The organism is Dyadobacter sp. 676 (assembly GCF_040448675.1).
Lineage (GTDB): Bacteria > Bacteroidota > Bacteroidia > Cytophagales > Spirosomataceae > Dyadobacter.
The window spans coordinates 1,926,204-1,951,424 of the sequence record NZ_CP159289.1; the positions used below are offsets into that span (position 1 = coordinate 1,926,204).

16 protein-coding genes and 2 pseudogenes are annotated in these 25,221 nt (G+C 50.9%); 5 read left to right on the forward strand and 13 right to left on the reverse strand.

Annotated elements, in window-relative coordinates; translation table 11 throughout:
• The first annotated feature begins 139 nt into the window (after nt 1-139).
• Nucleotides 140-898 carry a patatin-like phospholipase family protein gene (locus tag ABV298_RS08735; protein WP_353721758.1) on the forward strand — a complete coding sequence of 253 codons (759 nt, stop codon included), beginning with the start codon at nt 140-142 and terminating at the stop codon, nt 896-898.
• Here the strand turns inward: ABV298_RS08735 and ABV298_RS08740 are convergent.
• The 5 genes and pseudogenes from ABV298_RS08740 to ABV298_RS08760 all read right to left on the reverse strand — a co-directional run bounded on the left by ABV298_RS08740 (nt 887) and on the right by ABV298_RS08760 (nt 10,822).
• Nucleotides 887-2,218 (reverse strand): vanadium-dependent haloperoxidase, encoded by a 1,332-nt coding sequence (locus tag ABV298_RS08740; protein WP_353721759.1) that lies wholly within the window; start codon nt 2,216-2,218, stop codon nt 887-889. The genes ABV298_RS08735 and ABV298_RS08740 overlap by 12 nt on opposite strands.
• Nucleotides 2,202-5,587: pseudogene (locus ABV298_RS08745) on the reverse strand (VCBS repeat-containing protein). Before ABV298_RS08745 ends, ABV298_RS08740 begins: the two are co-directional and overlap by 17 nt.
• 89 nt (nt 5,588-5,676) lie before the next feature.
• The gene (locus tag ABV298_RS08750) at nt 5,677-7,551 is read right to left on the reverse strand and encodes a RagB/SusD family nutrient uptake outer membrane protein (RefSeq protein ID WP_353721760.1); all 1,875 of its coding nucleotides are present in this window, start codon (nt 7,549-7,551) and stop codon (nt 5,677-5,679) included.
• Nucleotides 7,552-7,563: 12 nt separating this feature from the next.
• Entirely contained in the window at nt 7,564-10,362 is a 2,799-nt protein-coding gene (locus ABV298_RS08755; RefSeq protein ID WP_353721761.1) for a TonB-dependent receptor, read from the reverse strand.
• Entirely contained in the window at nt 10,328-10,822 is a 495-nt protein-coding gene (locus ABV298_RS08760; protein WP_353721762.1) for a carboxypeptidase-like regulatory domain-containing protein, read from the reverse strand. Before ABV298_RS08760 ends, ABV298_RS08755 begins: the two co-directional genes overlap by 35 nt.
• A 504-nt stretch (nt 10,823-11,326) precedes the next feature.
• On the opposite strand from ABV298_RS08760, the pseudogene ABV298_RS08765 reads away from it, so the two are divergent.
• Nucleotides 11,327-12,686: pseudogene (locus tag ABV298_RS08765) on the forward strand (vanadium-dependent haloperoxidase).
• Between the two features lie 2 nt (nt 12,687-12,688).
• Here the strand turns inward: ABV298_RS08765 and nadB are convergent.
• The 6 genes from nadB to ABV298_RS08795 all read right to left on the reverse strand — a co-directional run bounded on the left by nadB (nt 12,689) and on the right by ABV298_RS08795 (nt 19,089).
• Nucleotides 12,689-14,263 carry an L-aspartate oxidase gene (nadB, locus tag ABV298_RS08770; RefSeq protein WP_353721763.1) on the reverse strand — a complete coding sequence of 525 codons (1,575 nt, stop codon included), beginning with the start codon at nt 14,261-14,263 and terminating at the stop codon, nt 12,689-12,691.
• A gap of 31 nt (nt 14,264-14,294) precedes the next feature.
• Nucleotides 14,295-15,290 carry a quinolinate synthase NadA gene (gene nadA / locus ABV298_RS08775; RefSeq protein ID WP_353721764.1) on the reverse strand — a complete coding sequence of 332 codons (996 nt, stop codon included), beginning with the start codon at nt 15,288-15,290 and terminating at the stop codon, nt 14,295-14,297.
• 154 nt (nt 15,291-15,444) lie between these two features.
• A complete protein-coding gene (locus ABV298_RS08780) occupies nt 15,445-16,866 on the reverse strand; it encodes an inorganic phosphate transporter (protein ID WP_353721765.1) in 1,422 nt (473 codons plus the stop codon).
• An 87-nt stretch (nt 16,867-16,953) separates the two neighbouring features.
• Complete coding sequence (rlmN, locus tag ABV298_RS08785; protein WP_353721766.1) at nt 16,954-18,006, reverse strand: 23S rRNA (adenine(2503)-C(2))-methyltransferase RlmN; 1,053 nt, start codon at nt 18,004-18,006, stop codon at nt 16,954-16,956.
• A 103-nt stretch (nt 18,007-18,109) separates the two neighbouring features.
• Nucleotides 18,110-18,643: a CvpA family protein gene (locus ABV298_RS08790; protein WP_353721767.1), complete on the reverse strand. Its 534-nt coding sequence runs from the start codon at nt 18,641-18,643 to the stop codon at nt 18,110-18,112.
• Entirely contained in the window at nt 18,640-19,089 is a 450-nt protein-coding gene (locus ABV298_RS08795; protein WP_353721768.1) for a GatB/YqeY domain-containing protein, read from the reverse strand. Before ABV298_RS08795 ends, ABV298_RS08790 begins: the two co-directional genes overlap by 4 nt.
• 381 nt (nt 19,090-19,470) lie before the next feature.
• Here ABV298_RS08795 and ABV298_RS08800 point away from each other — a divergent pair, with 381 nt between their 5' ends.
• Complete coding sequence (locus tag ABV298_RS08800) at nt 19,471-20,190, forward strand: pyridoxine 5'-phosphate synthase (RefSeq protein WP_353721769.1); 720 nt, start codon at nt 19,471-19,473, stop codon at nt 20,188-20,190.
• 214 nt (nt 20,191-20,404) lie between these two features.
• On the opposite strand, the gene ABV298_RS08805 is transcribed toward ABV298_RS08800, so the two are convergent.
• Nucleotides 20,405-21,856 (reverse strand): Gfo/Idh/MocA family oxidoreductase, encoded by a 1,452-nt coding sequence (locus ABV298_RS08805; protein ID WP_353721770.1) that lies wholly within the window; start codon nt 21,854-21,856, stop codon nt 20,405-20,407.
• 64 nt (nt 21,857-21,920) lie between these two features.
• A complete protein-coding gene (locus ABV298_RS08810) occupies nt 21,921-22,223 on the reverse strand; it encodes an SCP2 sterol-binding domain-containing protein (protein ID WP_353721771.1) in 303 nt (100 codons plus the stop codon).
• Between the two features lie 213 nt (nt 22,224-22,436).
• On the opposite strand from ABV298_RS08810, the gene ABV298_RS08815 reads away from it, so the two are divergent.
• Both ABV298_RS08815 and ABV298_RS08820 read left to right on the forward strand, forming a co-directional pair.
• A complete protein-coding gene (locus tag ABV298_RS08815; RefSeq protein ID WP_353721772.1) occupies nt 22,437-22,862 on the forward strand; it encodes a hypothetical protein in 426 nt (141 codons plus the stop codon).
• Nucleotides 22,863-23,000: 138 nt separating this feature from the next.
• Complete coding sequence (locus tag ABV298_RS08820) at nt 23,001-25,118, forward strand: peptidylprolyl isomerase (protein ID WP_353721773.1); 2,118 nt, start codon at nt 23,001-23,003, stop codon at nt 25,116-25,118.
• The last annotated feature ends 103 nt before the right edge of the window (nt 25,119-25,221 follow it).

The window sequence follows — 25,221 nt, forward strand, 5'->3', positions numbered from 1 at the left end:
TTAAACACTCCAAAAGCAAATTAATCGGAACGGCAGCTATCTTTATCGCCGCCACAGCCGTGCACCATGTCCTGTCGCTTGTTACATTAAATGTCAGGCATTTCGAAAGGATCGAAGCACTTAAAATCCTATCAAATCCATGAAAACAGCACTAATCCTCTCAGGTGGAGGTGCGCGCGGGATCGCACATGTGGGCGTCGCGCAGGCATTGTGGGAGCGCGGCGTACGCCCGGATGTGATCAGCGCGACCAGTTCCGGCGCGTTCGTAGGAGCATTGCTCGCGTATGGTTATGAGCCGGCCGATATTCTGAACATGATCAGGGACACCAGTTTTTACCCTTATCTGCGGTTCGGGATCGGCACGAGCGGGCTATTGCATTTGCGGAAAATGGAAGATGTTTTCTGCAAATTCATCCCTGAAAATACATTTGAAGCACTGAAAACGCCACTTATAGTAACTGCCACCGACATTATCTCGGGCGAAGAGGTGCGTTTTCGCACCGGCGAACTGGCGTTACCGGTCCTGGCGTCATGCTGCATTCCCGGTCTTTTCAGTCCGATGCGCCATGAAGGCCACGACCTCGTCGATGGGGGCGTTTTGAACAATCTGCCCGTCGAACCGGTGCTCGGCGAGGCAGATTATATTATCGGCAGCCATTGCAATCCTTTCAACCTCGATAAACCGTTGAAACGGACCACCGAGGTCATCTATCGCAGCCTCATTCTGGCCATGCACATAAAGACCAAGGCACGCATTGCCAAATGCGACCTGCTCATCGAACCGCCCGCGTTGAGCCGTTACAGCATTTTCGATTTCAGGAAAGCAGATCAGTTGTTCGAGGCGGGTTATAAATTCACAAAAGCATTGCTGAATGACCGACCAGACCTACTTCCCTAATGCCATCGCTTTGTCCCCAAGCTTTTTCACCACCCATTCACCTACCTGGCGCCCTTGCTTCTGCCCGTTTTCGATCGCGTCCATGAAGTGAATACCTCCATAAAACCGCGACATTCCGGATTCTTCCGAGGCCGCGAGAAACGATTCGAACGAGCGCGCTTTGAGATTGAAGCGCTCTTCCACCGTATCGGTATAGGCAAAATTATTCCCGAAATAATGCGTAAGAATAACGGCGGCGGCTGTCGATATCACCGAATGGCCGCTCAGGTATTCCGGAAACGGGGGCGTTTGCAGGAACGGCTTCCAGGTCGGATCGATGTACTTGCGAATGGCGGTTTCGGGACGGATGCGGTTGCTCCGGTATTTTTCATCCCAGCAAGCCATAAAACCGTCCATTAGTCCGATCGCCACCGAGGTGTTGATCAGCATGGTTTTGGAGAAATCGGTTTTCGCTTTCCGGCAGGCAATGTCGGTAATGCCCATCCAGTGCGCGCCCGGAGAAATTTTCTTCATCCCCACCAATAAATGCCCTTTGTTTTCCAGTGCGAACGGGTTACAGTCCCAGAATGCCGCGATGACACGATGCTCCTCCGCTTTTTGATCGTCGTCATAATTGAGTTTCATCAGCTTGTAAAACTCCGAATCTTTCGATTCAGAGAACGCAACAGGCGGCGCCGGACGGAACTGCGATGCCGAATCCAAAGTGAACGGCCGGACGGTTTTGAAATAGGGTTCTACCGGCGGGAAATAGCCCGGAGGCGTCGGATACCAGGTTCCCGGACCACCGTGTGGTTCGTATCTCGGAAAGTTGCTGATCTTGTTGTAACGGTCGCCTTTGGCATACTTCAAAATCTGTTTGCTGACTGCCAGGGCATATTCCTGCGAACCGGCTATTACTTCATCGCTGAACCCGTTTTTTTTGCAGGAATCGATCAGGCTTTGCTGGTATTTTTGAAGAAGGGCCCCGGACGGCTGCATTTTCTTTGCCGTTTCGAGCATGGCCAGCGCGGAAGCCAGCTGGTAGGAGTATTCTTCCACTTTCGGCTTTTCGATCTCGGGAAAATCGTTCAGTATGCCTTTCATACTGGCATATTGCTTGTCGTTCAACGCCACTACCTCATATCCGGCCAGGCAGGCATATGAAAAGAACCGGGCCCCGAGCGGCGGATTCGTCACGTCGTGTACCATGACATCGGTCATTTGCAACGTTACCTGGCCTATTACAGCCGGATCGATCTCTTTTTTTGATTCATCCTTCTTGCAGGCTGTCCACGTTACAGCCAGCAGCATTCCCAGGAGGAGGTTATTGAATTTTACCAATTTGATATGCTTTAATTTCCTGTTGATTGATCCCAAATAGCAATTTATGGCCGAGCGGCAACACGCTTCTTACGTCGCCTTTCAATCCGAAACCCGATTTATCCTGAGGTACGTATTCAAATTGCCCTTTTCCATTGCCTTGCAGTAATACTCCATAGTTGGCGTCGTATTTGCCGAAGCGTAGCCGGGCTTTGCTGATATTACCACAAAGCAGCAGGTCTTTCTTCCCATCGCCATTGTAGTCCAGGGAGGTAACGGTAAAAACCGGCGATACCTGCACTTGCAGCGGCAGGGCTTTCTCGACGAACTTGCCATTCGCAGACCTTTCAAAACAGGCTGTTTTCAGATAAGTCGCTTTCAGTTCCTTTGCTCCTTCCAGTTCTTCTTTCGTGAAAATTTCTTTTACGGTAAGATCCGCGTAACTTTTGTAATCCTGAAAACGGGTACGCATAATGCTCATTTGATCCAGCATTTCGTCTCGGGTTACGTACGGGTAGCTCTTGCCCTGAATGTAAAAGCTCATGATCGGGTCTATCGATCCGTTGTCATCGAAATCCTTGTAAACCATTTCCACAGGCTCGGTGTCGCTGGCTTTGCACTGGGTATTGATGCCCATATTGCCGATCACCAGATCATCTTTTCCATCGCCATTCAGGTCATCGACCAGGATTTTGTTCCACCAGCCATTGTAGGGCTTCGCGAAATACTCCGTGGTTTTATTTTCGAATTTCCCATTGGTATTGATCAAAACAGTGATCGGCATCCACTCTCCTACCACAATCAGATCGGCCTTTTTATCGCCATTCAAGTCGGTCCAGGCGGCGTCGGTTACCAGCCCGATGTGTTCCAGCTCTTTTGACAAGGCGGCCGTCTGATCGGTAAACCTGCCTTTGCCGTCATTGATCAGAATATAGCTGCGTGGCGTTTCCGGATAGCGTCCGGGAATGACGCGGCCACCTACGAAAAGGTCGGGTTTGCCGTCGCCGTTGACATCCGCTGCACGCACGCAACTTGTGCTGGTGGGCATCGCGGGCAATGCACCGGCGCTTTTAGTAAAATTACCGTTGCCATCGTTCAGGTATAGCCTGCTCTGCAGCAATGGGTCCTCGGGCATGAAGTTCGCATAACCGCCGCTGGCTACGAAAATGTCCTGGGCCCCGTCGCCATTCGCGTCGAAAAACAATGCGTCTGTGTCTTCGCTTTGTTTGTCTGCTTCAAACGCGGGTACCGGTTTCGGCGTAAATGCCCCGCCTTTTTGCTGAATGTACAATCTGGCGCTCTCTCCGGATGTCCCTCCTATGAACACATCGTCGAGGCCGTCGCCATTCACATCGCCCTTCCTCAGGCAAGGCCCTGAAAACGAAATCGGGTTAATCAGCAGCGGCTGGCGTTTGAAATCGTTCAGTTTAACATCCGGACTTTTGAATGCGATCGGCGAAGCAACCGGCCTGGACAGTGGTTCAACGACTTTCTCCGTCTTAGCGTTAACCTTCGCATTGGCTTCGGAAAGTGCCAGTGTCGTGTTTATTTTCGGACTAATAACCTTTTCCTGCTTTCCGCTCAGCCAGGTCACGACCAGCGAATCGACGCCGCCTTCTTTGCCTAGTCCAAAATGGAGCACCGGCGACACACTCGACTGGTAGCCGCGCGTCGGCATCTGCTCGAGGTATTGCTGCCGGCCTTTCCGGTAAATCGTCACTTTCGCCCCCAAGCCGAGTGTATTCCGGCCGTTTCCGGTCAGTTTTACTTTCAGGTAATTGTTCTTTAAATGCTTGTCTCCGTTATTTTGATAGATGAATGCGGGTTTGTTGATATTATTGACGACAAGGTCCAGATCACCGTCGTTGTCGAGGTCGGCATAGGCTGCACCGCCCGAGTTGGATATCTCACCCAGGCCCCAGGCATCGGCCACGTTCGCGAAGGTCAGGTCTTTTTTGTTGTGAAAAAGATAGTTCTTCATATTCGAAGAGGGCATTTGATACACCAGTTGCAGCACGTCTTCGCGCTTGACCTGCCCTTCTATACGTTTCAAATGATCGCCCATGAACTTCACAAAATCCATGTTGGTAAAATCGCGCAGGTTCCCGTTGGTGATGAAAAGGTCTTTCCAGCCGTCGTTATCGTAATCCGCAAAAAGTGCCGCCCAGCTCCAGTCGGTGTTGGAAACGCCGGAAAGCTGGCCTATTTCCGAGAAAAGCGGCTTTTTTTCCCTTTTCCCAGGCCTTCGTTCAATTGCAGCATATTGCGCATATACTGATGATGAAAGCCCATTTTGACATTGAAATCGAATAACTCATAGTTATCAAGCCCTGTAAGCAGCTTCTGGCGGCGATTGTCCTCGGGCAACATATCGAGCGTAAAGATGTCGGGCAAACCGTCGTTATTGAAATCCGCGATGTCGTTCCCCATCGATGAGTGCGAAGTATGGCCGATGCTCGTATCGAGCACGTCGGTAAATGTCCCGTTTCCGTTGTTGACGTATAAAAAATCCGGGACGGAGTAGTCGTTGGAAATGTACATGTCCTGCCAGCCGTCCTGGTTCATATCCGCAATGCCGATGCCCAGGCCATAGGTCAGTTGCGAGCTATGAATGCCCGCTTTTCCGGTAATGTCGGTAAAATGCGGCGTACCATTTTGCGGATCGTTGCGGAAGAACCTGACGCCTGTTACGGGATCTTCTTTTCTCAAAATATCCGCCGTGCTTGCCTCGTCGAGAATAGGAAGTGCTTTGGGATTGTGGTTGAGGAGAAACATATCGAGGTCGCCGTCCTTGTCGAAATCGAAAAACGCTGCCTGTGTGCTGTTGCTGGGCGTTCCCAGGCCATATTGCTCGGCTACCTCTTCGAACTGCGGTATTCCCTGTGCGTTGTTGCCTTTATTGACAAACAACTGATCTTTAAGACTTTCCGGCGAAACGGCTCCCGAATAGCACACATAAATATCCAACTTTCCATCACCATTCACATCGGCCATGGTAACGCCCGTTTTCCATGGTCGCTCACGGCCACCTACCTGTGCGATGCCGGTAACGTCTTCAAACACCATGTTGCCTTTGTTCAGATATAACTTGTTGGGCACCATGTTACCGGTGAAATAAATGTCATCCAGCCCGTCGCCATTCAGGTCACCCACGGCAACACCGCCGCCGTTGTAAAAGTATTCGTACATCAATACGTTGGTATTCAGGCCTTCCGTCAATGTATTGGCGAAATCGATTTTGGTCTGTTCGGGACCGAGTAGCGTAAAAAGCGGTGGTCCGGCGGGGCCTTTCTTGTCTTCTTTGGAATCGGAGGATTTGTTGCAACCGGAAAGGAGCAGTCCAGCGATCAAGATAACGCCGCCTGTTTTCCGGGACCATATTTGCTTCATGACAGGAATGAAGAGTTAGTAGGATAAAAAAGAAACTATGCCTTGTAAGCCAAGGCATAGTTTCTGTAAAATTAGTCAATAAAATATAACTATTTATCGTAACCCGGGTTTTGAACCAGTTTTGCGTTACGGTTCATCTCGTCGCGGCTGAACGGACGGTAGTACATCTTATCCACCCACGTCCGGTTTTCGTGCGATTTCTCTTCCACCGGCGTGTAGGTGTAATCATAAATCGTCGGATCGTAGTGATATGGCTCCTTCATCGACTTGCCCGGCTTGAACTTGCCAATGACAGTAATGTATTGCAGCGGACGGCCAAGGGTCGTCGGGGCGATCATCCAGCGGCGGGCATCGTGGTAACGCTGCTCTTCGTAAGCCATTTCAATCCGTTTTTCATGACGGTAGGCTTCTCTCAAAGCGGCTCCCGACACTTTCAAGGCAGGCATACCGGCACGGAAACGGATCTTGTTCAGCCATTCCAGCGCAACCGCATCCTGGCCCAGCTCGATGCTCGCCTCGATGTAATTGAACACGACCTCCGTCACACGGAAGAACGGCCAGGGGATATTCTGGCGGTCGGTGTTATCATACAATGCAGGGTTCGGATCGATGAACTTGCGCATGTAATAACCGGTGCGGCTTCCGTTCCAGTCCTCGATGGTGCTGCTGCGGGTATCGAGACCTTTGCGGTTGAACAATGTGCCTTTTTCATCCAAAAGGTCGTAAGAACCGGTCTGGATCTGGTTGGCAGGGTCTTTCGCGTCGGACGGGCGTGGTTTCCAGGGAGCGCCGTCGTACATGACCGTTGCGTAGAAACGCGGATCGCGGTTCACGTAAGGGTTTGCCTTGTGTGTCGGGTTAGTCCAGGAGAACGGCGTTCCGTCCATCATTTCATAGTCATCCACCAGCGTTCCGATAGGCGTGTTGCCTGCCCAGTTGTGGTAGCCGTTAGGACCGTTGTTCAGGCCCGTCTGGCGTGCACCCTCGTTCTGGCTTGGCGTAAAGTAGCGACCGAAAATGATCTCGTTCGCGGAAGCGTCCAGGGTCTTGTCGGCACTGGCGCCGGCCATTGCAATGGAAATGTAGTTGATCTTTCCTTGCTCGGCAGACACCGGGGCAGTCAGGTTCAGCTTATAACCCGGACCGGCAGCGTCCATGGCAGCTTTTGCGGCAGCTTGCGCCGCCTGCCAGCGTGCGGTACGGTCACCCGAAGTGTAACCCAGGAACTCTGGGTTCGGGAATGCCCCGATGACGGCCGATTTCGCTTTTGCGGTAGGCATATCGTGCAAATCGCTCGCTGCATACAACAGCACCCGCGACTTCAGCGCCAATGCTGCGGCTTTGGTAGCACGTCCTTTGGCCGGGTTTTTACCGTCCAGCAACAAGGCTGCGCTATCGGCATCGCTGACGATTTGTTTCACACATTCGTCCCAGGTACTACGGGGAACGGAGTAGTCTTCGTTCAGCGCGTATACTTTTTTGATGATGGGAACACTGCCGTAATAGCGTACCAACTGCTGATAGTAGTAAGCGCGCATAAAATATGCCTCGCCTTTGAGGCGCGCTTTCAAGGTTTCATCGGCGAATGTCGCCGTTGGCAGGTTGGCCAGGGCGATGTTGGCGGCACGGATGTATTGGTACATCTGGCTCCATCCATAGGTCGCATCCACCCATCCGAGGTTCGAAGGGCTCAAACTGCCTTCGTTTACGGTATTGATGTTACGGCCTGTGTGGGTAAATACGGCCTCGTCCGTGAGCGAAGCGAGCATCTGCTCGCTGAAACCGCCCTGTTGAAGGCCTGCGTAAATGCCCGTCACAAACCCTTCGGCCAAAGCGCCGTCCTTCCAGGCTTCTTCGCTCGGGATTTCCGTCGGCGGCGTTACATCCAGAAAATCCGTATCGCATGAAGAAAGCCCCCCGGCCAGCAATGCAATTAGCAATAGACTTTTATATCTCAATTTCATGTTTCTTATTCGTTAAAATGCTAAACGTACACCTGCGCTGACAACTCTTGATTGTGGATAATACTGACCGCTGTTGGTAGTAGCTTCGGGGTCCCAAACCTTGATCTTGTCGAAAGTCAGGAGGTTCAATCCGTTCAGATAAATTCTCAGATTGCTCAAACCGATTTTTGAACCGATTTCCGCCGGCAGATTGTAACCTATCTCTATGTTCTTCAAGCGCAGATAATTGTTGCTTTTCAGGAAGTAGTTGTTAATACCCGCCTGGTTTGTATTGGTGTAGTAACGGTTGCTACGGTTGGTCAGGCGCGGGTATTTGTCGGTTGGATTGTCGATCGTCCAGCGGTGGTCGAAATCGTATTTCAGGTAGTTACCGATGTCACCCGATTCCGTCAGCCCCACGATCTGCAAACCTCCCAATGTTCCCTGGAACAGCATCGACAGGTCGAACTGTTTGTAGCCGAGGTTAATCGAGGCACCGCCCGTGAACCATGGACGTTGTACTTTTTCGGAACGGATACGGTCGTCGGCGCTGATTTTGCCGTCGCCATTCACATCCTTGAACTTCATGTCGCCCGGGCGAAGGTTACCTGTGATCGGGCCGTAGTCGATTTTATTGGCGTCGATCTCCTCCTGACTTCTGAACGCACCATCGAACTGGTACACGAGGAACGAGCCGTAAGGCATGCCTGTCGAGCGCTGATAAGAAGGAGCACCAGGGGTTTCATCCCAGTATTTGATTTTGTTTTTGGCATAACCTCCATTCACACTGACAGAGTACGTGAAATCGCCCGCATTGCCGTCGTAGCTCACCTTAAACTCCCATCCCTTGTTCTGGAGTTTACCCAGGTTTTGAGGCGGAAGCTTGCCGTCGATACCCGCCGACGATGGCGTAGAACCAGCTTTCGGGATCAGGATTTTCGAACGGTTGTTTACGAAATAGTCGAATTCGAATGCCAGCTTGTCGTTGAACAACGTTCCTTCGATACCGAAGTTGGAGTTGTTGGCAACTTCCCAGGTGAAGGTAGGGTTCGCCACACGTGTTTCGAGCAATGTCTTGGCCACCTGGTCATTGATAATGTAGGTTCCGAAGCCCATTGTCGACAAATATTGGTACTCGGCCAGGGTTTCTGTTCCGAGGAAGTAAGGTTCGGCACCCATTTGTCCCCAGGAAGCACGCAGTTTCACGTTGTTCACGTAGCGCGAAATGCTGTTTTTCCAGAAACCTTCTTCCGAAATACGCCATCCGGCAGATATCCCAGGAAAGAACCCGAAACGTCCGTCCTTAGGAAATACATAAGAACCATCAACGCGCCAAAGAAATTCAGCGAGGTATTTTTCCTTAAAGTTGTACCCTGCACGACCATAGTAACTCAAACGTGCTCTCTTATAAAGGTCGGTATTGTTGATTGTTTGTCCATTCAACGAGATCGAACCCGAGTTGCCAATGTTCTGTTCAGGCGTACCTCCGGCGAAGAGCTGGTCTACAACAGGCGAGATATAGTAACGGCGGAATGCAAAAAAACCGTCCGCATCCACTTTCTCGCGCTGAATACCGGCCATTAAATTGAAATTGTGGCCGTCGATCGATTTTTCGTAAGATGCCTGGCCCGTCAGCTGGATCGACAATTCCTGTGCGGAAGTTTCGGTCAGGCGCGGGTCTTTGAAGGTAGAGCGTACAGTTCCTGTCAGGAATGGCGTTTTACCATCGGCTTCATAAGTTTTTTTATCCCAGAAATACAGCGTCCATGGCGTTTCGAAGTTTTTCACCCGGCGCATTTGCTTGTCAATGGCAGCCATGGTGTTCACTTTCAGGCCCGGCACACCTGGTATCTGGATTTCCAAACCACCGTTAGTCTGGATATAATCTCTTCTGTCGTTATTATAGCCCGTTGTATTCGTGGTGATTACCGCCGGGTTCTGACCGTTTTCGATATCCGGACCGGGACGCCCGTCGGGCCAGATGGCGATTTCGGTAGGCTTACCGCGCATCAGCATCCGGAAGATCGCTCCGGCGCTGTTGCCACCGCTTGGGAAATGACGGAATTCTTCACGCAGCGTAACACCCAGATTTGCGGTGATATATTTGTTGATTTTGGTATCGAGGTTCACACGCATGTCGTACTGCTTGTAACCCGTTGCCGAATTTACATAATAACCATCCTGATTGATGTGACCGATGGAAGCCAGGTATTTAATATTCTCGCTGCCGCCCGTCAGCTGAATGTTGTGGCGTTGCTGAGGTGCCCATTTGCGGATCACGGAACCGTACCAGTCGGTATTCGGGTGCAGGTATGGGTCCGAACCGTCGCGGAATTTCTGCATATCGTCCGGATTGAACACCGCATTGATCGTATTTCCGTTGTCGAGCCTCTTGTAAGAACCAGTCGTATTGAAGCCCTGCAATGCGCCTTGCCATTCCCCTACGGGCAGGTTGTCGTAAATCTGCAATTCGTTACGGATCGTAGCATATTCGGCAGCATTTGACATTTCGGGGGTACGGGTGGGCTGCGAAACACCCAGGTTCATATCGTAGGAAATTTGCGGCTTGCCTGACTTACCGCGCTTGGTGGTGATCAGGATAACCCCGTTACCTGCACGCGAACCGTAGATCGCCGCAGCAGCGTCTTTCAGGACCGAAATACTCTCGATGTCGGCCGGGTTGATGCGGTCCAGACCACCGGAACGGTTAGGGACACCGTCCACAACGATCAGCGCATTGCTGTTACCGAGCGAGTTGGTACCGCGGATACGGATCGCCGAGCCGTCATAACCGGGCTCACCACTGGATTGTACGGCCGAAATACCCGGCAAACGTCCACCCAGCGTGTTGGATAAGTTGGCAGCAGGTGCCTTCTGGAAGCTCGGTACCTTTAACCGCCGTTACCGAACCCGTGAGCGTTGCCTTTTTTGCGGTACCGTAACCTACCACGACAACCTCTTCCAGGGCTTTTGTATCGGCGATCAGGATTACATCGATGATGCTTTTTCCTGCTACCGGAACTTCCTGCGTCAGGTATCCTATAAACGAGAAGACCAGTGTGCCATTTTTTTCAGCGTTAACTGTATAAAGTCCCTCATTATCGGTAACCGTACCTGCGGTTGTTCCCTTCACGACAACGCTTACCCCGGGCAGTGGTTGTCCCTGTTCGTCCTTGATCTTACCCTTGATGCTGTTCTGGGCGAATGCACCCATCACGGTCATCAGTGCGAGACAAAGAGAAAAAACACTTCGTGATACAGCACGAGGCGTCCATCCAGTAGAAAATCTCATAGATTAATAGTTAGATTAAATAATTGTAGTAAAATGTTTGCTTAACCGTATAAGCACGGAACGTAGAGGCATACATTGATTTCCATTCCGAAATCTGCCGCGGCGGATTGATAAAAGTGTAGCTAGGAGAATTCTTTACATAGTGTAATTTTAGTAGTTAGGGTGAGTACTTTCATCGATCAGAGTTCAGGATATCAAACAGTGTATATCATACACAATCTTATATGGATACTCCTGTTGATTCCAGAAGAAGTACCATTAGATGTTATATACCCGTTTGATTGTACAAAAAGATATTAATTTTTTTACAAAAAAAAGGTTTCCCGGTTAATGAATATGCATTCTTAAAAAATAACAATAAATAATGGCATCAATCGAACATTTTTTATGATTTAGTGATATATAAGTTACAATAAATCATTCTTTTGTACATTTTTATCATCCGATTCCTATTTCTTGCTATATTCGTAGAGCATTTTAGTTACAAATTCCCTTTGACATCGAATGAAGTTCCGTTTACTCTCCCTGCTGTTCGTTTCTTTTGTTTTCGGGTGCAAAAAAGAGTCGTCGCCGGACGAGTACAACGCAAAAGCGGCAGACCCGAAACTTTTCCATGAAACCGCCACATATCTGACCGACGTCATCATTCACGATATCTTCAAGCCGCCGGTCGCCAGCCGAATTTACGGTTATTCGTTCCTGGCCGCCTACGAGGCCCTGGCGCCCGGCTATCCCGAATACCAGTCACTTGGGAACCAGCTTATTAAATTCCAGGAGCCGCCTAAGCCGGATACTTCGCTTGCCTATTGCTTTCCGCTCGCGGGCATCAGGGCGTTCACTGTCGTAGGCCGCACGCTCACCTTTTCCGGAAATATGTGGGATGAGTACGAAAAGGGGCTTTTTAAAAAGTATCAGGAGATGGGCATCCCGGACGACGTATACGAACGCTCCATAGCATACGGCGACACCGTAGCAAAGCATGTGATGGCCTACGCCGCCAAAGATCATTACAAAGAGATACGCGGATACCGCTATACGGTCACCAATAAACCCGGTAGCTGGGTGCCGACGCCCCCCCGCCTACGCCGACGCCTGCGAACCTATGTGGAATACCGTTAGGACCTTCGCACTCGACTCGGTGACGCAATTCCGTTGTCCGCCGCCTGCGAAATACGATCTGGCCAAAAACAGCAAGTTCATGCAGCTGGCCATGGAGGTTTACAACATCGGTAACAATCTGACCGAGGAGCAAAAGGCAACCGCCTATTTCTGGGACGACAATGCATTTGTAACCAATGTGGTAGGCCACGCGATGTTTGCCAATAAAAAAATGACCCCGGCCGGTCACTGGATGGCGATCGTAAGAACGGTAGCTTCCGACAAAAAGCTTGATTTAATGCAGTCGGTAGAAGCCTATACCCTTGGCGCGCTGGCAATCTACGACTCTTTCATTGCCTGCTGGGACGAGAAATACCGAAGCGTGCGTATCCGCCCTGAAACCGTGATCAACAACAACTGGGACCCTAACTGGCGGCCGTTCCTCGAAACCCCCGCGTTTCCCGAATATGTAAGCGGCCACAGCTCCATTTCGGCCGCCTGTGGCGTCGTGCTCACGCACTTGCTAGGCGATAATGTAGCTTTTACGGATACGACCGAAAAAAAATACGGCCATGGCACCAAGTCCTTCAAGTCATTTGAAGAAGCTTACTGGGACGCGTCGATCAGCCGTGTTTATGGCGGCATCCACTACCGCGACGGCGTCGAGGAAGGGACGCATCTGGGTCAAAAAATAGGTGAAAACGTGTGGCAGCGGGCCATTACCCGCCGAAACCGGAACGTTCTCGCACAAAACCGCAAGCAATAACTTTATACGTGATCCGCATTGTAATGCAGCCCGATGTTTTCGCGTCGGGCCATTGCCATTTTGATGATCAGGTACGAAACCGAAATCATGTTCCGAAGCTCGCATATCGCGACGGAGACCTTCGACTCACGGTAAAGCTGCTCGTGCTCCTGATGCAGGAGTTCGAGGCGGTCGTAGGCGCGTTTCAAACGGCGGTCGGTGCGCACAATGCCCACATAGTTGGACATAATGCTGTTCAATTCCCGGGTCATTTCGGTCACAAGCACTTGCTCCTCGGGGTGCGTCGTGCCCGAATCGTCCCATTCGGGGATATTTTGGGGAACCACCGCATTTTCAAAATTGGCGATCGTGCTCTCATATGCCCGATGCCCGAAAACAACCGCTTCCAATAGCGAGTTGGATGCGAGCCGGTTGGAGCCATGCAATCCGGTGCAGGCGCACTCCCCTACCGCGTACAGGAACTCGATGTTGGTTTTCCCCCACTCGTTCACGCGCACGCCTCCACACATGTAATGCTGTGCAGGCACGACGGGGATCATGTCTTTCCGCACATCGACGCCTTGTTGCAGACAGTATTCGGTGATATTCGGGAAATGCTCCACGAATTTTTCGTAATCGCAATGCCGGACGTCGAGGTACACATGGTCGACCCCGTTTTTCTTCATCTCGGAGTCGATGGCCCGCGCCACGATATCGCGCGGGGCAAGCGACAGGCGGCTATCGTAGTTTTCCATGAAAGTACTCCCGTCGGCCCTTTTCAATATACCTCCAAACCCACGCACGGCTTCGGAAATGAGAAAGGAAGGCTTCTGCCCCGGCTGGTAAAAGCTGGTGGGGTGAAACTGGATGAACTCCATGTTATCACAAATGCCTTTGGCGCGGTAAGCCATGGCAATGCCGTCGCCGGTCGCGATGGTTGGATTGGTCGTACTTTGGTAGATGTTGCCGATACCGCCGGTAGCCAGCATGGTAGTTTTCGCCAGAAACTTCTCGACTTCGCCGGTCTGACGGTTCAAAACATACGCACCGAAGCATTTGATATCTTCCCGGTAACGATAGACGGTTTCGCCTAAATGGTGCTGGGTGATCAGCTCCACTGCATAGTAATGCGTGAAAATCTGGATGCTCTTATGCCGGTTGACCTCTTCGAGCAATGCCCGCTCGATTTCCGCCCCGGTAATGTCTTTAAAATGCAGAATGCGGTGGTCGGAATGCCCTCCTTCCTTTGCCAAATCATATTCACCTCCCTTTTCCTTGTCGAAACGCGTTCCGTAGTCGATTAGCTCCTGAATGCGTTCCGGCGCTTCCCGCACCACGATTTCAACGATATTCCTTTTATTGACTTCATCTCCTGCGTCCATCGTGTCCTGAATATGCTTTTCGAACGAATCGGATTCCGCCCAAACGACCGCAATGCCGCCCTGGGCATACTTGGTGTTGGTTTCATCCGCCTGGACCTTGGTGATCACGGCGATGGACACTTCCTGTTTCAGTTCATCGAAATGGCGGGCTAATTTGGCTGCATAGCTAAGTCCGGCGATTCCCGAACCGATAATCAGAAAATCAAATTGGGGCATAATTTCAGGAATAGGGTTTTTATATCGGGTGTCAGATGCCTTTGCTCAGTTCCAGCATGCGTGCTACGGAATCATAAGCTTTCAGGCGGATATCCTCGGGAACGAAGATTTCCGGCTGCTCGTACAGGAGCGCATTGTAAACCTTTTCGAGGGTATTCATTTTCATATAAGGGCATTCGGAGCAGGCGCAGGTGTTGTTATCGGAGCCGGGAGCCGGAATCAGCTTCTTCTCAGGCACCGATTGCTTCATTTTATGCAAAATACCTGCCTCGGTAGCAACAATAAACTTGTCGTGGCTCGATTCCTTCACGAATTTCAGAAGGCCCGTCGTAGAGCTTACGAAATCCGCCTGTGTCAGAATATCTTCCTTGCATTCCGGATGGGCTATCAGCAATGCATCCGGGTTTTCGGCGCGGAGCTGCGCGAGTTTTTCTCTTGAAATATCAATGTGTACAATACAGGCCCCATCCCAAAGCACCATATCGCGACCGGTTTTGTGGGCTACATAACGGCCCAGGTTCGCATCCGGTGCAAAAATGATCTTCTGATCTTTTGGCAGGCTTTCCACGATCTGCAATGCATTCGAAGAAGTACAAACGATATCGGTGAGCGCTTTGATCTCCGCGGAGCAGTTGATGTAGCTGATCACGATATGATCCGGATATTGCGCTTTGAATGCGGCAAACTTGTCGGCCGGTGCAGAATCCGCCAGCGAGCAGCCTGCATTGAGGTCGGGGATCACTACCTTTTTATTCGGACTGAGGATCTTGGCCGTTTCGCCCATGAAGTGCACGCCGCAAAAAACGATCATGTCCGCATCGGTTGCCGCGGCTTGCTGCGAGAGGCCCAGACTGTCGCCAATGTAATCGGCCAGGTCCTGGATTTCAGCATCCACATAATAATGCGCGAGAATTACCGCATTCTTTTCTTTTTTGAGTCGATTGATCTCCGCCACCAGATCGATTTCCTCCGTGATCGCCTCCGTCACATAGCCGTAGCGGTTAACCTGCGCTTCAATTGTAGTCATTATGGTGAATAATTGGCTTTTATTAAATACTAAAATCCATGCCGAATTTACGATATTAAACCAATGAAAAGCAAAGAAAGTGCGGCAGCCGCGCTAAAACAAAAGCCGTCGGGAACGGTCCCGACGGCTTTTTATGTCCTATGAATGTAATATCTTAGAAAATCCAGCGGAAGAATGCGTACAGTGTTCCCGACAGCAACATGCTCACCGGAAGCGTCAACACCCACGCAATCACAATGTTACGGATCGTACCACCTTGGAGGTTTTTAACCCCTTTGCTAGCTACCATTGAACCCGCGATACCGGACGAAAGCACGTGCGTTGTACTTACCGGAAGCCCCATATAGGACGAAACCCCGATCGTACTCGCCGCTACAAGCTCCGCCGAAGCACCTTGCGCGTAAGTCAGATGCTGCTTACCGATCTTCTCTCCGATCGTGACCACAATCCGCTTCCAACCTACCATTGTTCCGAGGCCCAGGGAAAGCGAGATCATGAGGATCACCCAGTCGGGAGCGTAATCGGTGTACCTTCTGATACCGTGTTCGCTGCCGGATTGCTTCTTCAAAAATGCGAGATCCGCCGCATTCAGGTTAGCCTGACCATTGTCGAGAATTGTTTTGATATTGCGGCTCACGAGCAACAGGGAGCGACGCGCTTCCATACGTTCCTCTTTTGGAAAACGGTGCTCGGGCAGCGGGTGGCTTATCTGCGCCTGCAAATGCGTCAGCTCGGATTTAACTGTACTCAAATGCTGGCGGTCCGAGATCGACAGCCGCGTCGAATCGATGCGGTTAACCGCCTGTTCGATGCCTGCCAGGTCGGCTTTCATTTCAATAGGATCTTTGGAATTATCCAATGCAAAATGCGCAGGAACGATACCGATCAGGATCAGCATCACCAGCCCGACCCCTTTCTGGCCATCGTTGGAGCCGTGAAAAAAGCTCACCAACGTACAGGTCAGGATCAGAATCCCCCGGATCCAGATCGGCGGTGCTTCGTTCTTCTTGGGCTCGCTGAAAACGACCTCGCGAAGCGGCTTGGACAACGACCTTCTTAATATGAACATGATAATGATCGCGAGCGCAAAACCGAAGATCGGCGACGTGAGCAACGACATGAAAAGTTCCTGAGCTTTCGTCCAGTTCACTCCGGTACCTTGCGTATTCTCAGGCATCAATGTAAATGCAAGACCAACGCCCAAGATCGATCCGATGAGCGTGTGGGAGCTCGAACTCGGCAGGCCGAAGTACCACGTTCCCAGGTTCCAGATAATGGCACTGAAAAGCAATGCAAACACCATCGCCGCACTATGGTAGACGTTCTGATCGATCAGCAGCTCTACGGGAAGCAGGTTTACAATCCCCATCGCCACCGCGATCCCTCCGAAGAACACGCCGCAAAAGTTCATGAAACCCGACCATACTACCGCTACATTCGGTTTCAGGGAATTGGTGTAAATAACCGTCGCCACCGCGTTGGCGGTATCGTGGAAACCATTAACAAATTCGAATGCACATGCCGCTAAAATACTAAAAGCGAGGAGGAGGAAAATGTCGGTTTCAAGACCAAACATAAAAGAAGTTGATAGGTTGAATTATTGACGCAAAACTACTTATAAACGACCTACCCAATGTTAAGAAATTGTTAAGTCGGGTTAATCTTAGGTTGTTTCTTTGTTGGCCAACTGCCCGCAAGCGGCATCAATATCCTTGCCCCTGCTCCTCCTAACATGCACCGAAACGCCTCTGTCTTCCAGAAAAGCGGCAAATTTATCCAACCGGTCGGCTTCCGTATTTCTGAAATTAGCCTCCGCGATCGGGTTGTATTCAATGATATTCACACGGGCGGGAACGCGCTTGGTAAACTCCCAAAGTTCTTTCGCATCCTGCAAAGTGTCGTTGAAATTATTGAAAACAATGTATTCGAAAGTAATGCGGTTGCCGGTCTTCTTATGGAAATAGTTCAATGCCTCGGCCAGGTTATCGAGCGAGTTCGACTCGTTGATCGGCATGATCTGATTGCGCTTTTCGTCGTTGGCGGCGTGCAGCGACAATGCCAGCCTGAACCGCACCTCGTCGTCGGCCAGCTTCTTGATCATCTTGGCAATACCCGCCGTGGAAACGGTAATGCGTTTCGGCGACATATTGAGGCCTTCGGGCGAAGTGATGTATTCGATGGATTGAAGCACATTGGCATAGTTCAGCAGCGGCTCGCCCATTCCCATGTAAACAATGTTGGTTAAAGGCGCATTGAAAGTGCTTTCGGCCTGGCGGGCGATGGCTACCACCTGGTCGTATATTTCCCCGGCTTCGAGGTTCCGCTTGCGGTCCATATAACCGGTGGCGCAGAACTTGCAGGTGAGCGAGCATCCTACCTGACTGCTCACGCAGGCGGTCATGCGGTCGGCGGCGGGAATAAGCACGCCTTCCACGAGGTTACCGTCAAAAAGTTTGAATGCGGATTTGATCGTGCCGTCGTTGCTGTGCTGTTTTTTGGCAACGTCGAGCGAGTGGATCACGAAATGCTCGTTCATCAGCTGACGCGTAGCGAGCGAGAGATTGGTCATTTCGTCGAATGAATGGGCCGATTTTTTCCAGATCCATTCATATATCTGTTTTGCCCTGAAAGCCTTCTCTCCGTGTTCGGTCATCCAGGTTTTGATCTGGTCGACATTCATTTTACGGATGTCCTGCTTTTGCTGTATCGTGGTCATTTTCTCTATAATCTGTCAAACACACAGGGCATTCAACTATAATTTTCTGCAAAGGTACTGAAAGTCAATAACGAATGCTTAACCCGGAGCGAAATTCGAAAGTTCAATCGTCGAGATAATCGCGTTTCCATTCGCGGATAATGTCGGTGCCTTTGGGCATGAGCGACAATCCTTTGGTGATTACCGTAGGCGCGACGGGCACTACGAGCGGGTACAAATATGTATCAGCCGTGCGGTGCGCGGGAATTTTCACGCCGATCGCATCCACCAGCCAGAAAAACACGCTGATACCGAAAACCCACGTAAAAACGCCCACCATAGCGCCGGCAAAACTGTCGAAAGTACCCAGGATAGAGTACCGCAACGACCGACGGATGGTGTAGCCGAATTGGTTCAGAAGAAAAATAGTAGGAAAGAAAATCGCCGAAAAACCCACATAAGGCAGGATCTTCCGCGCGACGCCCTCACTGAAATACGGTGTGAGGATCTCCATCCCCAAGCCCAGAAATTTGAAACCCAAAACCATGGCTACCACCATGCCCAGAATCCCGATGATCTCGATCAGCAGGCCTTTGCGGTAACCATGTAATGCGCCCCATAACAGGGGAAGAAGGATGAGGACATCCAGTAATTTCATGCGAGCAACGACTTAACCAGCGTGGAAATGACGCGTCCTTCGGCTTGTCCGGCAAGTTCCTTCGTGGCAACGCCCATTACCTTGCCCATATCCGAAGGCCCGGCAGCGCCTACACGGGCGATAATTTCCTGCAATTTGGCCTTTACTTCGTCCTCGCTCAATTGTTTCGGCAAGAACTGCTCGATCACCGCCAGCTCGGCTTCTTCCTTCTCCAAAAGATCGGTACGGCCCTGTGCCTTGTAAATATCTGCCGACTCGCGGCGCTGTTTGGCAGCTTTGGTCAGAAGTTTCAATTCGTCGTCGGCCGAAAGCTCACCGCTTCCGCCTCCTTTGGTTTCTTCCAACAAAATCAGCGATTTGATCGCGCGCAACGCACGTAATGTATCCTGATCTTTGGCCCGCATCGCGTCCTTGATACCGCCTTCTACTTGGGATTTTAGTGACATGGTAGTTTAATGATTGAATGATTGAATGACTGAATGATTGAATGAGTGACCGGGTCGCCGGAGCGATGATTGAATTTTGAATGTGTGAATATTGTCAGTATTAGTCAGGCATTGTCATTCGGTCATTTTTTGTTTGTAATATTGATTTTGACCAAAAATTAGCTTCAAAAGTGTTTTTAAGTACTCAAATGCTAAATTTGTAACGGACCGGCAAAGTTAGTGATTCACTTGAAAACTCGGTTTTATTACCGCCCTATTCAATCATTCAATCATTCAATCATTCAATCATTCAAAATTCACTCATTCCCCGTTCCACGGCGGCTCATTAGCCAAGCCCCATTCAGTCATTCACTCATTCAGTCATTCAATCATTAAAGCATCATGACCCGTCTAAGCGTCAACATCAACAAGATCGCCACCCTTCGCAATTCCCGTGGCGGTGACAATCCCAATGTATTGAAGGTAGCGCTGGACTGCGAGCGGTTTGGTGCACAGGGTATTACCGTACATCCGCGACCCGATGAGCGGCATATCCGTTACCAGGATGTGTACGATCTCCGCGAACTCGTAACCACGGAGTTTAATATCGAAGGCAATCCGTCGGAAAAAAAATTCGTAGAGCTGGTACTGGCCAACAAGCCCGACCAGGTTACGCTCGTACCGGACGCGTTGGGCGCCATTACCTCGAATGCCGGCTGGGACACGATCACCCACGGGTCCGTGTTGACCGACCTCGTCGGTACATTCAAATCCGCCGGAATACGCGTTTCGGTTTTCGTGGATGCCGACGAAGAAATGGTGGAAGGTGCCAAAATCTGCGGTGCCGACCGTGTGGAACTCTACACCGAGCCTTACGCCGCAGGCTATTTCGAAAACCGTCAGAAAGCGGTGCTACCTTTTATCAAAGCCGCTGAAAAGGCGCGGGAAATCGGTTTGGGATTAAATGCCGGCCACGATCTCAGCCTCGATAACCTGCATTTCCTCAAACAAAGCATTCCCTGGCTCGACGAAGTGTCCATCGGCCACGCATTGATCTGCGACGCATTATATATAGGATTGGAGAATACGATCCAGATGTATTTGCGGGAGTTGGAGTTGTGAAATTCGCTTTGGATAAGCGCGATGTTACATCCCTACGGGATTCTGATCTACGGGTTCACGACGGATTCTACCAATATTATGTGCCTAACGGCACTTGACTGCCCGTTGCGCCAAGTCGCGTTAGCAACATACCATTGGTAGAAAACGTATAAACCTACACAATCCGCAATGTCGATAGGCATGCAACAACAAAACCAATGTCGGTATCCGACGATTACCACCCCGTCCGGTACTCCCGCTTCACAAACTGGTTCGCCACATCGAAATTGGTAATCTTCATATTGGGCCCGTCCCACATCAACCGCTGGCGGCCGGGAAAAATAAAGCCTTTTCCATCCGCTTTGGGCTCGCGGTGCAGATAGGACCGCACCGCCAGGTTACCCATCAGCACGATCTCCGTCAACGGCCCCGATTGGTCGAATGAGGAACTGGTGTAAGCACCATATCCCTTTTTACACGCCTGGACAAACTGCTGCTGATGTCCCTGCCATCCTCCCTGCACCAACGCGCGGGGTTTGGTGGCGATCCGGATGCTCGCGAATTTGCTTTCCGGCCAAAGCCGCGGATTTTCGCCAAACATTTCCGCGCTGATAATGCCTTTTGTCCCGATAAACATTATCCCGCCGTCGACGCTGCCGAAAACGGTTTTATAATCACAGCCATCGGGCAGTTGAGGCCGCATTCCTCCGTCATACCAGTTCAGGTTGATTTCCTTGCCCGGCGTTCTGGAAGGGAATTTCAAATGGATGCTTGCAGAAGGCGGGGCGACGTCATCGAAGAATGCCTGCTGAAAGAAATCAGAGTAAACGGAGCCGACGCTGCATTCCACGGAAGTCGGGTACCTGAGTTTCAACGCGCGGAAAGGCACATCTATAAAATGGCAGCCCATATCGCCCAATGCGCCCGTGCCGAAATCCCAGTAACCGCGCCAGCGGAACGGCATATATGCTTCATGGTAATCGCGTTTCGGAGCGGTGCCGAGCCAAAGGTCCCAGTCCACGCCGGCGGGAACGGGTTGCGACTCCCCTTTGTCTTTGGGAGATTTCACCCCCTGTGGCCACACGGGCCGGTCGGTCCATACCTCGATGGTGTGCACATCGCCGATAGCTCCCGACTGAACGAGTGCCTCGGTGTTGCGCGTACCGTCGCTGCTGCTGCCCTGGTTGCCCATTTGGGTTACCACCTTGTATTTCTTCGCGGCTTCGGTAAGCATGCGGGCTTCCCAAATATCCTTGGTTAAAGGTTTTTCCACATAAACATGCTTTCCGAGCTCCATCGCGGCGATCGCGACGGGGTAATGCATATGATCGGGCGTGGTGACTATAACGGCGTCGAACGTCTTGCCCTCCTTCTCGAACAGCTTGCGAAAATCCTTGTAATAGGGTGCTTTGGGGAATTGCTTGCGGTATTTTTCGGATTGGCGGTCGTCGACGTCGCAAAGCGCGACGATATTTTCGGTACCATTATTAAAGGCCTGCCGTATATTAAAATCGGCCTTGCCGCCACAGCCCACGGCCGCAATATTCAGTTTGTCGCTCGGAGGAACAAAGCCCCGCCCCAGCACATGCCTCGGGACGATCATCAGACTACCTGCGGCCATTGCGCCGGTTTTCATAAAACCTCTTCTTCCGATAGTGTTTCCGGATGCCTTTTCGTGATTGTCCATGCTTGTGTGATCGTTTATTGAAAAACTGCTGGTACGGAAAAAAGGCACCCGGCGGCAAAGCCTACTATCGACGCCCGAAGGTTTCTGCGATCTTCATCGCCACGCCCATATCGCCGTCAATTTTCAGCTTCCCGGTCATAAGGGCCATCATAGCATTCAGATCGCCGTCGATAAGCTTCAATGCGTTTTTTACCGAAACTTTGAAAGTGCAATCAGCCTCCGCATCGGTATCCGAAACGTTGTTGGGTACCGATTTGCCGTCGACGAACAAAACACCCTCGTCCGTTACAAATTTGGCCGTAGCATCCAGGCCGCTGTCCGTTCCGAGTATATTTTTAATGCGATCAGTCAGAATTTGAAGGCTCATAAGTACCGTTTGTTAGAAAGTTTAAGTTTTTTGCCGGATTAAAAAACGACAAATGTAGCCCGGCCGGAAGAATATTCAAATGGCTTTGGTGTTTTCACCGAAAACGGCAAATTTTACGTCCTTCATCAGAAAACCTGCTGATCTGTTATTAACTGAATGAGTGCACCTGTGAATCGTCCCACGTTCCTTACGATTTTGTGTTTTCTTACCTTCATGAGTGCTGTTTCGGGCCTTTGGACCCAATCGGAAAGGCTCTGGAACCCGGGCATTACCGCTGACAAAACCCGCGAAACGTTTGAAGCCGTCCGTGAAAACCTCGACCGGCAGGCACAAACCGCCGAGGCGAAAACCATGGACCGGATGTTCGAAGCCGTAATCGAGCAAACCACCGCCGAAAACATTAAAACCGGGGCCATTATCATGCTCATCTTCGAATCGCTTTCGCTATATGCGGCCTACTTGATGTGGCACCTGCAGCGGCGGGGTTATTACCTTTATCTGGGCGGGATGGCGGTCGCGTTTATCGCGCCCTTACTGATGATCGGCGGATGGATGGGCGTCATTACCGCGATGGCCGGCGTATTTTTCAGCGTCTTCATGGCGATCCTCTACGCTTTCAACCTGAAACACATGTATTAAAGCCTTTAAATCGTCCTCTTGTTCGCTCCGGCCGGCCACGCAACGTCCGGATGTTACCAATAATTGTAAATAGGGATGTAAGATCTTGCATTCCATGAAGAAAACTTTTTATTTTGCGCACTAATTTGAATCGAGAAAATGGCTTTAATTAACAAAATCAGAGAAAAATCCGGGATAGCCGTTACGGTTATCGCTATCAGTTTAATTCTTTTTATGGTTGGAGGCGATTTGCTGGGCCCTAATTCCCTTCTGGGCGGCAACGACAACCAGATTGTGGGGGAGATTGCCGGGAAAGAAATTAATATCAAAGATTTTCAAAGCCGGGTGGACGGGTTCCGTCAAAACTACGAGGCGCAATCGGGCCGCAGCCTGAACGAAGGCGAGCTGGCTTCTTTGAGAGACCAGGCCTGGAACCAGTTTGTGGTCGATATCGCTTACAAAAAGCAATACGACAAGCTGGGACTGACCGTAACCGACGAGGAACTGTACGATATGGTTCAGGGTAACCACATCAGCCCATCGATTCTGCAGGCATTTTCAGATCCTACCACCGGCCGTTTCGATAAGAATGCGGTGATCAACTATCTGAAAAACCTCAAAACCCTTCCTTTGGAACAACAAAAATCCTGGGAGAACTTTGAGAAAAGCCTTCGCGAGGAGCGCACACGCACGAAGTATGAAAACATGCTGCGCCTGTCGACTTACACTCCAAAAGCCCAGGCTGAAAAAGAGTACATAGCGCAAAACACCAAAGCCAATCTGCGCTATTTGTACGTGCCTTTTTTCTCGGTTGTAGACACTACCATTAAAGTAACCGACTCGCAGTTGCAGGATTACCTGAACGCGCATAAAAAAGAATATAAAGGAACCGACACCCGCTCGATCGAGTACGTGACGTTCCCGGTTCAGCCGGCGAAAGACGACAGCGCCGCCTTGTATACCGAGATCAAGGAACTAGCCCGCGGCCTCGCAACTGCGCAAAGCGACTCGGCGTTCGCGGCCATGAATACCGATATTCCGATGCCGATCAACCAGTCGTATGCAACCATGAGCGATCAGTTGAAAGAAGCCGTCAAGACGTTCATTCCCGGTGGTGTTTACGGACCCTACCGCGAAGGCAATACCTATTATATCTACAAATACGGCGGAACCCGTTCCGACAGCGTTTATTCCGCCAAAGCAAGCCACATCCTGATCCGCGCTGAAAACCAGTCGGATTCTGCAAAAGCCGCTGCGCGCACGAAAGCCGAAGGCATTCTGGCGCAAATCAAGGCGGGTGCCAACTTCGAGGCACTGGCTGCTACATCCAGCGCCGACCCCGGTTCGGCACAGCGTGGCGGTGACCTGGGCTACTTCCAGAACAACGGCGCGATGGTGAAACCGTTCGAAGAAGCCGTTTTCTCGGCAACTGCCCCCGGTTTGATCCCGCGACTGGTGGAAAGCCAGTTTGGTTTCCATATTATCAAGGTAACAGCACCGAAATCGAACACGTTGTACCGCATTGCGACTATTGCCAAAACGATCGCACCAAGCCAGGCTACGCGTGACGAGGCTTACCGTAAAGCGGATGAATTTGCGAACTCTGTGAAAAGCCGCGAGCAATTCGAAGAGGCCGTCAAGAAAAATAAAGCGCTGGTCCTGGCCACTGCCAACCGCATTCCCGAATCCGCCACCAATATCAATGCGATCCAGAATGCACGCGAAATCGTAAGATGGGCATTTAAAGAGGATACCAAGCCTTCGACGGTGTCACCGGTATTCGAAACGGAGGAACAATATGTGGTGGCTGTCCTTACCGGCAAATCGGATGCGAAGGACGTAAAAGTGGATGATTTCCGCGACGAGCTGACCACGAAAGTACGCAACCAGATCAAAGCCGAGCAGATTACCGCCAAGCTGAAAGGTGCTACCGGATCACTCGAAGATATCGCAAAAAAATATGGCGCGGGCGCATTGGTTGAATCGGCCAACGACATCTCGCTGGCAACCGGCTTCCTTACCAGCGCAGGTTTCGACCCAATCGCACTCGGAAAAGCGTTCGGGTTGAAAGCGGGCCAGAAATCGGGCGTATTCACCGGCGAAAACGGCGTGTTTATCATGGAACTGACCAGCAAAACCGACGCACCTAAAATCGCAGACTTCACTCAGTACAAAACGCAGCTAACCCAATCGCTGGAAAGCCGCATGTCGTACCTGGTGAACGAAGCCATCCGCGAGAACGCGAAGATCGAAGACCGCCGCGCGAAATTCTTCTGATCAGATTCCGGAAAAATCCTGACAAAAAAGGAGCAGAAATTAATTCTGCTCCTTTTTTTATTTGCACTGCAAATTTTTCAGAAAAAAATGATAGTATTGCAGT

Bases quoted from the DNA above. Each gene is read 5' to 3' on its own strand.
- ABV298_RS08735 (WP_353721758.1), top strand. From the start codon at position 140: ATGAAAACAGCACTAATCCTCTCAGGTGGAGGTGCGCGCGGGATCGCA.
- ABV298_RS08750 (WP_353721760.1), bottom strand. From the start codon at position 7,551: ATGAAATTGAGATATAAAAGTCTATTGCTAATTGCATTGCTGGCCGGG.
- ABV298_RS08760 (WP_353721762.1), bottom strand. From the start codon at position 10,822: ATGAGATTTTCTACTGGATGGACGCCTCGTGCTGTATCACGAAGTGTT.
- nadB (WP_353721763.1), bottom strand. From the start codon at position 14,263: ATGCCCCAATTTGATTTTCTGATTATCGGTTCGGGAATCGCCGGACTT.
- nadA (WP_353721764.1), bottom strand. From the start codon at position 15,290: ATGACTACAATTGAAGCGCAGGTTAACCGCTACGGCTATGTGACGGAG.
- ABV298_RS08780 (WP_353721765.1), bottom strand. From the start codon at position 16,866: ATGTTTGGTCTTGAAACCGACATTTTCCTCCTCCTCGCTTTTAGTATT.
- rlmN (WP_353721766.1), bottom strand. From the start codon at position 18,006: ATGACCACGATACAGCAAAAGCAGGACATCCGTAAAATGAATGTCGAC.
- ABV298_RS08790 (WP_353721767.1), bottom strand. From the start codon at position 18,643: ATGAAATTACTGGATGTCCTCATCCTTCTTCCCCTGTTATGGGGCGCA.
- ABV298_RS08795 (WP_353721768.1), bottom strand. From the start codon at position 19,089: ATGTCACTAAAATCCCAAGTAGAAGGCGGTATCAAGGACGCGATGCGG.
- ABV298_RS08800 (WP_353721769.1), top strand. From the start codon at position 19,471: ATGACCCGTCTAAGCGTCAACATCAACAAGATCGCCACCCTTCGCAAT.
- ABV298_RS08805 (WP_353721770.1), bottom strand. From the start codon at position 21,856: ATGGACAATCACGAAAAGGCATCCGGAAACACTATCGGAAGAAGAGGT.
- ABV298_RS08810 (WP_353721771.1), bottom strand. From the start codon at position 22,223: ATGAGCCTTCAAATTCTGACTGATCGCATTAAAAATATACTCGGAACG.
- ABV298_RS08815 (WP_353721772.1), top strand. From the start codon at position 22,437: ATGAGTGCTGTTTCGGGCCTTTGGACCCAATCGGAAAGGCTCTGGAAC.
- ABV298_RS08820 (WP_353721773.1), top strand. From the start codon at position 23,001: ATGGCTTTAATTAACAAAATCAGAGAAAAATCCGGGATAGCCGTTACG.